The sequence below is a fragment of the Parafrankia sp. FMc2 genome, from assembly GCF_041008525.1.
Taxonomy (GTDB): Bacteria; Actinomycetota; Actinomycetes; order Frankiales; family Frankiaceae; genus Parafrankia.
Genome location: NZ_JBFLUG010000178.1, coordinates 1 through 12,141 on the forward strand (window position 1 = coordinate 1; position 12,141 = coordinate 12,141).

At 70.1% G+C, this 12,141-nt stretch carries 14 protein-coding genes and 4 pseudogenes; 11 read left to right on the forward strand and 7 right to left on the reverse strand.

Annotated features, from left to right (window positions below; all coding sequences use genetic code 11):
- Positions 1–246 precede the first annotated feature (246 nt).
- The 3 genes from AB1460_RS32380 to AB1460_RS32390 all read left to right on the forward strand — a co-directional run bounded on the left by AB1460_RS32380 (position 247) and on the right by AB1460_RS32390 (position 2,085).
- Positions 247–627: a hypothetical protein gene (locus tag AB1460_RS32380; protein ID WP_368965944.1), complete on the forward strand. Its 381-nt coding sequence runs from the start codon at positions 247–249 to the stop codon at positions 625–627.
- Positions 624–1,460 (forward strand): pantoate--beta-alanine ligase, encoded by an 837-nt coding sequence (locus AB1460_RS32385; RefSeq protein ID WP_368965945.1) that lies wholly within the window; start codon positions 624–626, stop codon positions 1,458–1,460. Before AB1460_RS32380 ends, AB1460_RS32385 begins: the two co-directional genes overlap by 4 nt.
- 133 nt (positions 1,461–1,593) lie before the next feature.
- Positions 1,594–2,085, forward strand: coding sequence for an SDR family NAD(P)-dependent oxidoreductase (locus AB1460_RS32390; protein WP_368965946.1), 492 nt, complete (start codon positions 1,594–1,596; stop codon positions 2,083–2,085).
- Positions 2,086–2,303: 218 nt separating this feature from the next.
- Here AB1460_RS32390 and AB1460_RS32395 read toward each other — a convergent pair whose 3' ends face one another.
- The 4 genes from AB1460_RS32395 to AB1460_RS32410 are packed head-to-tail and all read right to left on the reverse strand — an operon-like array spanning position 2,304 to position 5,694.
- Positions 2,304–2,906, reverse strand: a complete 603-nt coding sequence (locus AB1460_RS32395) for a CoA transferase (protein WP_368965948.1) — start codon at positions 2,904–2,906, stop codon at positions 2,304–2,306.
- A gap of 13 nt (positions 2,907–2,919) precedes the next feature.
- The gene (locus AB1460_RS32400) at positions 2,920–3,189 is read right to left on the reverse strand and encodes a CoA transferase (RefSeq protein WP_368965950.1); all 270 of its coding nucleotides are present in this window, start codon (positions 3,187–3,189) and stop codon (positions 2,920–2,922) included.
- A 25-nt stretch (positions 3,190–3,214) separates the two neighbouring features.
- Positions 3,215–4,408 carry an acyl-CoA dehydrogenase family protein gene (locus AB1460_RS32405; protein WP_368965952.1) on the reverse strand — a complete coding sequence of 398 codons (1,194 nt, stop codon included), beginning with the start codon at positions 4,406–4,408 and terminating at the stop codon, positions 3,215–3,217.
- Positions 4,405–5,694: an acyl-CoA dehydrogenase family protein gene (locus AB1460_RS32410; protein WP_368965954.1), complete on the reverse strand. Its 1,290-nt coding sequence runs from the start codon at positions 5,692–5,694 to the stop codon at positions 4,405–4,407. The genes AB1460_RS32405 and AB1460_RS32410 overlap by 4 nt, the downstream gene beginning before the upstream one ends.
- Before the next feature lie 356 nt (positions 5,695–6,050).
- Between AB1460_RS32410 and AB1460_RS32415 the strand changes: the two genes are divergently transcribed.
- The 5 genes and pseudogenes from AB1460_RS32415 to AB1460_RS32435 all read left to right on the forward strand — a co-directional run bounded on the left by AB1460_RS32415 (position 6,051) and on the right by AB1460_RS32435 (position 9,105).
- Positions 6,051–6,356 carry an SDR family NAD(P)-dependent oxidoreductase gene (locus tag AB1460_RS32415; protein ID WP_368965967.1) on the forward strand — a complete coding sequence of 102 codons (306 nt, stop codon included), beginning with the start codon at positions 6,051–6,053 and terminating at the stop codon, positions 6,354–6,356.
- Positions 6,334–6,459, forward strand: a pseudogene (locus AB1460_RS32420) (IS5/IS1182 family transposase); the annotation flags it as partial. The gene AB1460_RS32415 and the pseudogene AB1460_RS32420, both read left to right, overlap by 23 nt.
- Before the next feature lie 22 nt (positions 6,460–6,481).
- Entirely contained in the window at positions 6,482–6,670 is a 189-nt protein-coding gene (locus tag AB1460_RS32425; RefSeq protein WP_368965956.1) for a hypothetical protein, read from the forward strand.
- A 48-nt stretch (positions 6,671–6,718) separates the two neighbouring features.
- Positions 6,719–7,489 (forward strand): SDR family NAD(P)-dependent oxidoreductase, encoded by a 771-nt coding sequence (locus AB1460_RS32430; RefSeq protein ID WP_368965958.1) that lies wholly within the window; start codon positions 6,719–6,721, stop codon positions 7,487–7,489.
- Between the two features lie 323 nt (positions 7,490–7,812).
- A complete protein-coding gene (locus tag AB1460_RS32435; RefSeq protein ID WP_368965959.1) occupies positions 7,813–9,105 on the forward strand; it encodes an amidohydrolase family protein in 1,293 nt (430 codons plus the stop codon).
- A 34-nt stretch (positions 9,106–9,139) separates the two neighbouring features.
- Here the strand turns inward: AB1460_RS32435 and AB1460_RS32440 are convergent.
- The 3 genes and pseudogenes from AB1460_RS32440 to AB1460_RS32450 all read right to left on the reverse strand — a co-directional run bounded on the left by AB1460_RS32440 (position 9,140) and on the right by AB1460_RS32450 (position 10,380).
- Positions 9,140–9,482, reverse strand: a pseudogene (locus tag AB1460_RS32440) (MaoC/PaaZ C-terminal domain-containing protein).
- Positions 9,483–9,579: 97 nt separating this feature from the next.
- Positions 9,580–10,029, reverse strand: coding sequence for an FAS1-like dehydratase domain-containing protein (locus AB1460_RS32445; protein ID WP_368965961.1), 450 nt, complete (start codon positions 10,027–10,029; stop codon positions 9,580–9,582).
- Between the two features lie 114 nt (positions 10,030–10,143).
- Positions 10,144–10,380 (reverse strand): hypothetical protein, encoded by a 237-nt coding sequence (locus tag AB1460_RS32450; RefSeq protein WP_368965963.1) that lies wholly within the window; start codon positions 10,378–10,380, stop codon positions 10,144–10,146.
- Between the two features lie 189 nt (positions 10,381–10,569).
- Between AB1460_RS32450 and AB1460_RS32455 the strand changes: the two are divergent.
- The 3 genes and pseudogenes from AB1460_RS32455 to AB1460_RS32465 form a co-directional block, all read left to right on the forward strand.
- Positions 10,570–10,728: pseudogene (locus AB1460_RS32455) on the forward strand (hypothetical protein); the annotation flags it as partial.
- Between the two features lie 139 nt (positions 10,729–10,867).
- Entirely contained in the window at positions 10,868–11,575 is a 708-nt protein-coding gene (locus AB1460_RS32460) for a transposase (protein WP_368965969.1), read from the forward strand.
- A gap of 73 nt (positions 11,576–11,648) precedes the next feature.
- Positions 11,649–12,134, forward strand: a pseudogene (locus AB1460_RS32465) (winged helix-turn-helix domain-containing protein); the annotation flags it as partial.
- Positions 12,135–12,141: the final 7 nt, after the last annotated feature.

The window sequence follows — 12,141 nt, forward strand, 5'->3', positions numbered from 1 at the left end:
ACACCGCTCACGCAGTAGTCACCGGAGAGCCGGATGATCGGGAAACCATCACGTCCGGTTCGGCGGGAGGCCGCGCGGAAAAGGACCAGCCCTCGGGCTGACACCTCGCTGCGCGGCCGACCCATCCGCCTGGCTCGGTGGCTACCGTCGTCTGACTCTGCGTCACGAACGCAACGGCCGCAACTTCCTCGGGTTCGTCTGCCTCGCTGCCGCGATCACCTGCTGGAAGAAACTCCCGCACCCGACATGAGACACGCTCTTAAGGTCCGCGCGGGCACCCCGGCTGGCGTGCGTTGGACGTTCACCGCGTACACCACCGGCGACCTCCCGTTCTTCGAGCTTGTGAACGAACAGACCGTCCGGCTCGGGCTGGGTGAGGGCTGGCGGCGGTCCGCCGACGAGCCGAACTGGCGGGTCGAGATCAGCGGCACGCCGTCCATCACCTGCGCGATCGACCTGCCCCACGACCACGACGACGCCAGCGGCCTCGAACCGGTTTCGGCGCTGAACGCCGCCCGCGCGGTCAACTTCATCCCACGGCTGATCGAGGCTCCGGCGGGAGCGCGAACCGTGCTCGACCTGGCCGCCCCGCGCGCCGCCACACTCGCCCTGGGGGCCGAGCCTTGATCATCTATGAGGCGCAGACCGAGGTCCGCGAGCGGCTGGAGGCCGAGCGCGCCGCGGGCCGGCGGGGCGCCATGGTCGGCACGAGCGGCGGCACCCACGAGGGCCACCTCTCGCTGGTCCACCGCGCGAAGCAGGAGTGCGACCACGTCGCGGTGTTCTGGAACAGCGCGCTGAAGCTCGAGTGGGCACCGGGCGCGGTGCTGAGCTACACCCGCGACATGGAACGGGACGCGGCGCTGTTCGAGGCCGCGGGCGTCGACCTGTTCTACGTCCCGCTGCGCCACGACCTTTGCCGGCGGCTGTCGGCCACGTTTATCGCGATGCCTGGCATGGTGGCGCACCTGGACGGCATGCCCGAAGGCGCGAACATGGAGCTCCTGGTGACGATGGTGCTGACGCTGCTCAACATCGCCGGGCCGTGCACTACCTACTTCGGCGAGAAGGACTGGCAGCAGCTCGTCATGTTCCAGCGCATGGCCGAGGACCTGCGTTTGCCGTCGAGGGTCCTGGGCTGCCCGATGCTGCGGGAGCCGGACGGCGTCGCCTTTTCCAGCCGGAACACGAAGCTCAGCGCCGAGCAGCGCGCGGCGGCGCCGACGCTGTACCGCGGGCTGTACGCCGCAGCCGAGGCGATCAAGGCGGGGGAGCGCGATGCGAAGGTCGTCACCGATCTGGTCAAGGACCTGCTGCGACCGGTGTCCTCCCCCGACTACGTCGTCGCCGTCGAGGCGGACACGCTGCGCCCGCTGGACACCCTCACCGGCGAGGTGCGCCTGCTCGCCTCCGCCACCACCCCGCTGGTCGACAACATCGGCGTCACCGTGCCGGCCTGAGGCCGATGCGGCTGGACGTCATGGCCTGACAGTGGCCGTGCCGGGGCTTGCGGGCACCGCCGGCCCAGACGCAGACGCCCGGGCCCGCGCCCTCGGGCGGCCGCCCCGAGAAGGAGCACGAAAGGAGCCGGTCATGCGGCTGGACGGGAAGGTGGCCCTGGTCACCGGCGGCACCGCGGGCATCGGTGCCGGGATCGTGGAGATGTTCACCCGGGAGGGCGTGTCCGTGGCCTTCACCGGCCGTTCCGAATCTCGGCGCCATCGGGCATCCGGGCACTGCGCTCGCGGCCCGCCTGCCAGGTCATCCAAAGGCGCCATCAACTCACTGACCAGGCAGCTGGCTGTCGACTACGGCATGGACAACATCCGCGCCAACGCGATCATCGTGGGCTTTATCAACAGCGGCGGCGAGACCATGCAGAAGCTCCTCGCCAACGAGGAGTACATGCGGGTCATCCGAGGCATGCTGGTCCTGCCCCAGATCGGCGAGCCTGCGGACATCGCCGCCGCGGCGGTCTACCTGGGCTCCGACGAGTCGAAGTACGTCACCGGAACCCTGTTGACCGTCGATGGCGGCGCGACCAACCACCAGCCAGTCCTGCCCGTCGTCGTCCCAAACGAGTAGGCGAGGTCATCGTACCCTGTGTGCCCGCCCGGCGGGCGGGCACACAGTGGCGTCAACGACTGTGGCAGTGGCCTCGCCTCGCCGTTTCGATTCTGCTCGACCTCGGTTAAGCGAAGCGGCGCGACGGAACGTCCGAAAGGTCCGGCCGCGTGGCTTAGGAATGCAGGATGGTTCGGGAGGCCGTCAGTTTCTCGATGTCGGCCGGGCTGTAGCCGAGTTCAGCCAGAATCTGCGCGGTGTGCTCGCCGAGGCGGGGCGCTGGGCGGTGGATGGCCGGCTGGATGTTGTCGAACTGTGCCGGAGCGGATGCCAGCCGCAGGTTCTCCTCGACCGGGTGCGTCATCAGATAGCCGTTCGCGATGATGTCCGGGTCGGATGACCTCCGGTGGCGCGGCGTAGACCGCGAAGATGCAGTCCTCGGCGCGCAACCGTTGCTCCGGATCGGTGCGGGTGAAACCGGCGATGGCGGCACGGAAGCGTTCGCGCAGCGCCGGCCAGTCAGTACGGCGAGCTGCCGCGTCGGGGTAGGCGTCGATCAGTTCTGGCGGGCCGACCGCCCGGCATGCCTGCGCCCAGTAACGAGCCTTGTCGAGCATCATCAGGTTGACGAACCGTCGGTCGGATGTCCGGTAGCGATAGGTCAGCGGGCTGCGGGGGCCGGATCCCGTCATCGGTATCTGGTCGCCGGTCAGCGAGGCGTAGGCGAGGTCGGGGCAGAGGGTCCAGGCGGCGGCGTGCAGCAGCGCGGTGTCGACGACCACGCCGGTGCCGGTGCGCAGCACGTGCACCAGCCCCGCGCAGATCGCGTCGGCGAGGAACATTCCCGCCGGGATGTCACCGATCGCGGGGCGCTGAGTGCTCGGCTCGTCGGCATCGGTCGAGCGCGATCCCCCGCTTGTTGCGGTTGACCAACTCGAAGCTGAACTCGACCCCGTCCGCGTTCGGCACCAGCCGGTTGGTATGGACGAGCCGCATCGGGTCGCCGTCCAGGCACTCTATCTTGATCACGTCGGCGCCGAAGTCGGTGAGCGCGGACGCGGCCGATGGCACGAACCCGTGCTCGGAGAACTCCAGAACCTTGATGCCGCTGAGCGGGACCGTCACGAGCTGTGTACCTCCACGTCTCGAACTATGCCGTCCTGAGCGGTCGCACGCCGGCGCGACGCAGGAGCCGCTCGTAGTAGACGGCTGGACCGCCGAAGAGGAGCTGGGAGGCCTTGGCCCGGCGGTAGTAGAGGTGGGCGGGGTGCTCCCAGGTGAAGCCGATGCCGCCGTGGACCTGGATGTTCTCGGCGGCGACGGCCATGAACGCCTCGGAGCAGACGGCGTGCGCGACGGCGGTGGCCACGCCCGGGTCCGGCGAGCCCGGCACGCCGTCGACCGCCCGGGCGGCCTCGGTCGCCGCCGCGTCAGCGACTTGGACGCGGGCGAGCATGTCCGCGCACTTGTGCTTGACGGCCTGGAAGGAACCGATCGGCCGGCCGAACTGCATGCGCTCCTTGGCGTAGGCCGTGGCCGTCTCCAGGCACGCACGGGCCCCGCCCACCTGCTCGGCGGCCAGGGCCGTGGTCGCGACGTCAAGGACCCGGGCGACAACGGGGGCCGCCCCGCCCGGCTCGCCGACGAGGCGGGCCGGTACGTCCCGGAAGTCCATCCGGGCGATCCGGCGGGTCAGGTCGAGGCCGCGCAGTGTCGTCCGGGCGACCCCGGCGGTCGTCATGTCGACCTCGTAGAGAGTCGGTCCTGCCGGGCTGTCGGCGACGATCAGTACCACGTCAGCGGTGCCGCCCTCAACGACCAGCGGCGCGGTGCCCTCGAGGACGACCTCCGCGCCGGAGCCGGAGCCGGTGACATGGACGCCTAGCGTGCCCGTGGCCGGTTCCCAGGAGCCGGCGCGGTTGGGGACGGTGAGCGTGGCCGTCGTCGCGCCGGCGGCGATGCCGGGCAGCAGGCGCTCCGCGGCGCCCGCGTCCCCGGAGGCGACGATCGCCGTCGCCGCGAGCACCACGGTCGAGAAGAACGGCGAGGGCAGCAGCACCCGGCCCATCTCGCCGATCACGACGGACAGCTCCACCACGCCGTAGCCGTCGCCGCCATAGGCGGTCGGCAGCGCGAGCGCCGGCAGCCCCAGCTCCGCGGCGATCTGGGCCCACACCTTGTCGTCGTAGCCGCGCTCGGAGTCGACGGCGGCGCGTACCGCCGCCTCGTCGGCCCTGCTGGACAGGAAGTCACGCACCGCGGTGCGTAGCTCGGTGAGCTCCGCGTCGCTGGCCTCCGCCCGCGTCGTACCGGCGGCAGCCCTCGTGCCGGTGCCCGTGCTCATGCTTCGGCCCTTCCCGATCGACGCAGCTCGCGGAACGGCGACTTGGTGTCGATGCTGGGCTCCTTGGGCAGGCCGAGGACCCGTTCCGCGAGGATGTTCTTCATGATCTCCTCGGTGCCGCCGAGGATGCGCAGCGCGGGGGTGGCGAGCAGCAGCTCCGTCCAGGCGAACGTGCCCCACTCGCCGGTGTCGGCGACCAGTCGCGGTCCGACGATCTCGGCGGCGAGGTGGGCGCCGCGGGTGAGGTTCTGGGCGTACATGAGCTTGGAGACGCTCGACTCGGGGCCGGGCTGCTGGCCGGCGCGGAACCGGCGCAGCGCCTGGTGGTTGAGGTACTCGGTGGCGGCCTGGTCAGCGTAAAGCTCCGCGAGCCGGCGGCGTGCAGCCGCGTCCTCAAGACGGCCGTTGGCGCGCAGCAGCTCGGTCAGGAACGGCAGCGCGACCGCTCGTCCCGCGGCGCCGGCGCCCTCGCCGCCGACGCTGGCCCGCTCGTTCATCAGGGTGGTCAGCGCGACGCCCCACCCGCCGTCGACCGGGCCGAGCCGGTGGTCGTCGGGGACGCGCACGTCGGTCAGGAACACTTCGTTGAACTCGGCGCCGCCGGTCATCTGCCGCAGCGGGCGGATGTCGACGCCGGGCGCGGACATGTCGACGACGAAGGCGGTGATGCCCTTGTGCTTGGGCTTGTCCGGATCGGTGCGGCACAGCGCCAGACCGATCGCCGCGTGCTGCGCGACCGACGTCCAGACCTTCTGCCCCTCGAGAAGCCAGCCGTCGCCGTCACGGACCGCCCGGGTGGTGAGGCCGGCGAGGTCGGAGCCGGCGCCCGGCTCGCTGAACAGCTGGCAGGCGATGACGTCGCCGGCGTACATCGCCGGCAGGTAGCGCCGCTTGAGCTCCTCGGTGCCGTGCGCCAGGATCGTCGGCCCGATCATCCCGAGCCCGATCAGGGAGAGCACCCCAGTGTCCGGGACGTCGTACTCAGCCTCGAGGCTGTCGTAGACGAGGTCGTGGAGGCTGGACAGGCTCCGGCCGCCGAACTCGGGCGGGCCGGTGATCCACCCGAAGTCGCTGTCGTAGCGGACCTTCTGCCACGCCTTCGCCGCGGCCACCTTCGCGGCCTCGACCTCCGGGGGATCGGTGCTGAAATAGGTGATCCGGTCTTCGCCCTCGCCCCAGACGACCTCGTCGCTGATGTGGGCGCGGCGGGTGGCGTTCGCATCGAGGAAGGCGCGGGCCTCGGCGACGAACTGGTCCATCCCGCTGTCGTCCGGTTCGCTCGGCATCGGCGGTCTCCTCGGCGGTGGTCGGAGGTCGGTGGGCTGCTGGCACGCTGACGGAATCATTCGCCTGCGGCCGGACTGGCCGCCGGCGAAGGCTGGACGCCGGCGGGCGCTACCTGAGCCCGGCGACGCGTTCCCAGCGAGTGGGCCGACTGGGACGTCAAGTTGGTTCCCGATCCTTACCCGCCATGCACAGCGGCGCCGCCCATGGCGGTTCAGTGGCTCCCATCAGAACGATGTTTGACGAATATGTCAAGTCGGCTTAGGGTCGGGCGACGGCTTGGTCCAGGCCGCGGTCCACGCCGGTCTGGCGGTCGATCCGACGAGGGAGCCGACGGGTGCAGGCACAGAAGAAGCGGATGCTCGACGGGCGGGTCGTCATCGTGACGGGCGGTGGCCGTGGGATCGGACGTGCCCACTGCCTGGAGCTCGCGAGCCAGGGCGCCACGGTTGTGGTGAACGACCTGGGCGTGGGTGTGCGAGGTGAGGCGGCCGACGGCGCGGCCCAGGAGCCGGCCGACGCGGGGCTCGTCGGCAACTTCGGTCAGGCCGCCTACAGCGCGGCGAAGGCCGCCATCGCCAACCTCACCAGAACCAGCGCGATGGAGGGTGCCCGGTACGGCGTCACCGCCAACTGCATGCGGCAACCGTGCCTATCTGCGTAGACGCGGCATCACCGCGGTCATTCCCGAGAAGGCCGACCAGGCCGCCAACCGCACGAGGAAGGGCAGCAGAGGCGGGCGCCCCGTCCGCCACGACGCTGACCTGCGGCGGGCAGCCGTTGGTTCTGGTGGGCGCCGAGCAGCGGCACCTTGAGCCGCTCCCCGGCCTGGCCGATGGCAGCCAGCTTGGCAAGCGCTACATCGACGAGGCCGGGTCGGTGGAGCTGCTGGTGACCAAGGGGGGCTCCGGCAGCTTCGAAATCGGTTCGTCCCCGTTGGCGGTAAAGGCCGCCAAGCCACTGCCGTCGAGCGACTAGCCGAGCAGTCGGCGACCGAATCTGATCCAGTTTAGAAGAGGAGACCTGATGGAACTGGCCGGGAACGTCGCGCTGGTTACCGGCGGAGCTGGTGGGCTGGGCGAGGCCACCGTCCGGGCGATCGTCGCCGCCGGCGGGTCGGCCATCATCGCCGACCTCAACGATGAGAAGGGCGAGAAGCTCGCGGCCGAACTCGGCCCGTCGGTCCGCTACGCCCGGACGAACGTTCTGGACGACGAGTCGGTGAACGCGGCGATCGCGACCGCCGGTGAGCTGGGCACGTTCCGGTTCGCGGTCGCGGCCCACGGCGGGTTCGGGGTGGCGCAGAAGGTCGTGCAGCGCGACGGGTCGCCGGCCGACATGGCGGGCTTCCGCAAGACGGTCGACCTCTACCTCAACGGCACCTACAACGTCCTGCGGCTTGCCGCCGCGGCGATCGCGACGACGGAGCCGAACGAGGACGGCGAACGCGGCGCGGTGGTGACGACAGCAAGCATCGCGGCGTTCGAGGGTCAGATGGGCCAGTCGGCCTATTCGGCGGCCAAGGGCGGAGTCGTCGGACTGACCCTGGTGGCGGCCCGCGATCTCGGGTCGCTCGGTATCCGGGTGGTCTGCGTCGCGCCTGGCACCATGCGCACTCCGGTCATGGAGTCAGTCGGTGAAGACGCGTTGAAGAAGTTCGGCGCGGCGGTGCCGTTCCCGCGGCGCCTAGGGCACCCATCCGAGTACGGGGCGCTGGTCGTGCACATCCTGACCAACCCATACCTGAATGGCGAGACCATCCGTCTCGACGGTGCCCAGCGCTTCCAGCCCCGGTAGCCCGCGACAAACGAGGCCCGACGAGCGCAGCCGCAGTGGCCCCACGAGAGCCGGAACCACCGCGGTGGTCATCTCCTACTCGCGCTTCGTCGACAGCACCGAGGACTCGCAGAGCTGCGCCCGACACGTCGAGCCCCGGGGGAATTTGATGATTATGTCATTTCCGTTGGGGGTGCTTGCTCTGACGCGGGTCGGTGTCGTGACCAGCGCATATCCGCTCCGGGCGTTGCCGCCCAAGAGACCTATTGTTTTGTTCGGCATGACTGCTTACGATCGAATGACGTTACGTTCAAGTTTGTGCTAGCCCGAGGGAAGGGGCCGGGGTGGACGTCGAAGACCTCATCCTGATCAGTGTGGATGATCATATTGTCGAACCGCCGACCTTGTTCGACGCGCACATTCCCGAGCGCTACCGGGACCGGGCGCCGCACGTGGTCAAGGGACCGGACGGCGGTGACCTCTGGGCGTTCGAGGACGGGTTCGCGCCGAACGTGGGGCTGAACGCCGTCGCCGGCTGCCCGCCGGAGGAGTACGGGCTCGACCCGACCGAGTACGCGCAGATGCGGCCCGGCTGTTACGACGCGGGCGAGCGGGTCCGGGACATGAGCGCCGGTGGTGTGCTCGCTGGGCTGAACTTCCCGACGTTTCCGCACTTCTGTGGCCAGCTGTTCCTGCGTGCCAAGGACAAGGACCTGGCGCTGGCCTGCGTGCGCGCCTACAACGACTGGCACATCGACGAGTGGGCCGGCAGCCACCCGGACCGGTTCATCCCGCTGTCGCTGCCCGTCCTGTGGGATCCGGAGCTTGCCGCGGCCGAGGTCCGCCGGGCCGCCGCGAAGGGCTGCCACGCGGTCACCTTCTCGGAGAACCCGTCCAAGCTGGGCCTGCCCGGCTACCACACGGACCACTGGGACCCGTTCCTGCGTGCCTGCGCCGAGGAGAACGTCACCGTCTGCCTGCACATCGGCTCGTCGTCGAGCATGCCGATGACCTCCCCGGGCGCGGCGCCCGAGGTGATGATCTCGCTCACGCCGGTGAACAGTCTGATGGCGGTCACCGACCTGGTGTTCTCCAGCATCTTCAAGCGGATCCCGAACCTGCAGATGGCGATCTCGGAGGGGGGCACCGGCTGGATCCCGTATGCGCTGGAGCGCGCCGACTACGTCTACCAGCACCACCGCGCCTGGACGTTCACCGACCTCGGTGGGCGGCTGCCCAGCCAGGTCTTCCACGACCACATCTGGACGTGCTTCATCGACGACCCGACCGGTGTCCAGCTCCGGGAGAAGGTCGGCGTCGACAAGATGATGTGGGAGCTGGACTACCCGCACTCCGACTCCACCTGGCCGCAGGGCCCGGAGATGCTGTGGAAGGACCTCGCGGACCTGCCCGACGACGAGGTCAACAAGATCACCCACGAGAACGCGATGCGCTGTTTCTCGTTTGACCCGTTCGCGCACCGGCCGAAGGAGCGGGCCACCGTTCGTGCCCTGCGGGCCGAGGCCGCCGACGTCGACGTCCGGCCCAAGAGCATGGGCCGGCGCAAGGCGGAGGCCGCCGGCGACCTGTCGGCCGCCCTCCTGGCCCAGGCCGGTAAGGGAGCCGCGGACGGCTGAGCCGAGCTGACCTCCCGCCCCGCCGACGGATGGCTCAGCGTGGGAGCAGGAAGTCGGCACCGCCGCTGACGGCGACGCCGCCGGTCTGGCGTACAGGTGAGGTCGACGGTGACCAGGATGCCGTCGGGCCGTTCCTCGACGGCGGTGACCACACCGGCGCAGGTCAGCACGTCGCCCGGCCAGACCTGCTCGTGGAAGCGGACCCGGAACCCGCGGACGTTGCGCGGCCCGAGCCAGTCGGTGGCGAACGTGGCGAGCAGCGTCGCCTGGTGCATGCCCTGGGAGAAGACCGACGGGTAGCCGGCCGCCGTCGCGACGGACTCGTCGTAGTGCATCGGGTTCATGTCGCCGGACGCGCCCGCGTAGCGCACGAACATCTGCCTGGTCAGTGGTCCAAAGACACGCGGTGCGGGAGACAAACCGACCGCTGGGGCGTCGAGGCTCGATCGGACCTCGACGAGGGGACGGTGCCGGTCATCGGAACTCCTCGGTGGGCGCCGTAACGGGCTTGGCGGTCTCGATCAAAGTGGCACGGGACTCGGTCACCAGGGCGCCGGACGCGTCGCGGAACTCGGTGACGACCCCGGCGAAGCGCATGGTGCCGCCGCGCCGGCCCGCCTTCTCGTAACGGTCGGCGAGCTGCTCGGTCGCGTACAGCGTGTCGCCCGCGCGCCGCGGTGGCGGACCGTAGAACACGTACTCCTGGTCGCCATGCAGCATCCGGGACTGTTCGAACCCGACCCGCACCCAGGCGCCGTCGGGCGCCCACCGGGACGCGGTCGTCAGGAACATGGGCGGGATGACCGCGCCCGGGCCGAAGTACTCAGGAGCCTCGGACTGCGCCACGATCGCGAACTCATGGATCTTCCCGCGCGCGACCGGGTACTCGTACGGCGTGCCCACCATCCCCGTGGGTGCGCTCACAGTGCCTCCTCAGATGGTCTACGGGGCTCCGGCAAGTTCGCGTTGTAACTGATCTTGGTGGGGTGCGCCGGATGTAGTCTGACGTGACGGTTATGTCGGAGCTGTCCTCGCGGTTCAGGGGAAGCGGTGGAGGTCGAGCGCCTCGGTCGGTCTTGTGTGGTTGCGGCGGCCCTCGGGGACGAACCAGGATCCGGCTTCGCGGAGTCTGTTGACGACGGCGCAGCGGATGGTCGCGAGGTTAGCCGGCAGGTTGCGGGTGCGCAGGGTGGAGGCGTCCTCGCCGAAACTGACATCACGGACGTGGTGGCTGCGGTTGTCCGGTAGCCCCGGCGCATTGCTGGCTCTGCGCACTATGTCTGAAACCGTGTTTGGTGTCTGACGTTTCGTAACGTCAGGGTTGTGGCGGAGTGTGACGGCGAGGGCGTCTGGAGACGGCGACGCACCCGCCCCTGGCAAGATCATGACTGTCGAGGAAATGATCGCCGGGGAAGCGGGTGCGTCGTGGTCGAGGGTACGTCGTTGGGTGTGGACGTCGCGTGGATGGTCGGGCTGCCGGGTTGTCGGGTGGTGCACGTCGAGCGGCGGGAGTCGGGGTGGGTGCGGCTGTACCTGTCGTCGCTGGAGGGGACGACGGTGTGCTGCCCGGGCTGTGGGACCCGGTCGGGGCGGCTGCGTGAGCGTGTCGAGCAGCGGCTGGCGCACCTGGTGGTCCTGCCGATGACAGTGGTCTGGGACAAGCGGCGGTTGTACTGCGACAACGACGCGTGCGGGCAGCGGACCTTCGCCGAGACCGGACCGGTGGGCGACCGGGCTGTTCGACGCGACCGGCGGGCATGGCCTGCTCGGAGTCGTCGAGGGCCGGACCGTCGCGGGCACCGTCGACTGGCTGGCCGCCCAGCCCGGACAGTGGCGCGCCGGGCTCTGGGCCGTCACGATCGACATGTCCACGGCCTACGCCTCCGCTGCCCGCGAGGCGCTGTCCCGTGCCCTGCTCGCGATCGACGGTTTCCACGTCAGCCAGCTGGCGAACAAGGCGATTGGCGACACGCGCCGCCGGGTCACCCACGAGCTGCGCGGCCGCCGGGGCAGAGCGACCGATTCGGAATACACGATCCGTGGGCTGCTCGTCCGGGCCGAGGAGAAGCTCTCACCCGCTGCCTGCGGGAAGCTGCTGTGTACCCTCGCCGACCTCGGCGGGGACGCCGCCCTCGCGATCGGCACCGCCTGGCGCGCGAAGGAACACCTACGCGCCGTGCTCGCGCTCTCCCCGACCCGCACCGGGCTGGCGACCTGCCGCACCGACATCAACCGGGCCCTGACCAGGTTCTTCACCTACGCCGCCACGACCGGCGCGACCGTTCCCGAGATCGTCACTCTCGCCGAGACCGTCTCCCGGTGGCGTGAGGAGATCGCCAACGCCGTGCTCCACGGCCTGTCCAACGCCACCGCGGAAGGCGTCAACCATCTGATCAAACTTGTCTACCGCACAGCGTTCGGCCTGACCAACGTCGTCCACCAGCAGACCCGCGCCCGCTACAGAATTTGAATGGTCGGGGTCTGTTTGATCACATCCGGTCTGTCCGGGTATGACCCGGCCGTGCTCAGCTCTTGTAGCGGGCATGAGGTATGCGGATGGTGGCGGGCTTACCGCGCAGGGTCGTGCTCGTCGGGAAGCGGTCCGGGCGCAGGCGGCGGACCTGTTCGCCGCCGGGGTCGATCCGGTGGAGGTCGCCGGGCGGCTGCGGGTGAGTACGAAGTCGGCCTACCAGTGGAAACGGCTCTGGAAGGCCGGTGGTGTGGCGGCGCTGGCGTCGCGGGGGCCGAGTGGGGCGTCGTGCCGCCTGTCGGACCGTCAGCTCGACCGGCTACGGGTGGAACTGGACCGGGGTCCGGCCGCGCACGGCTGGCCCGACCAGCGCTGGACCCTGGCTCGGGTGACCCTGCTGATCGGCCGGCTGTTCCACACCCGCTACACCCTGCGCGGCACGTCGTATCTGCTGCACCGCCTGGACTACAGCCCGCAGGTCCCGGCCCGTCGGGCCGCCGAACGCGACGAGGAGAAGGTCGCCGCGTGGCGGGCGGAGACCTGGGCGAAGGTACGAGGCTAATGGG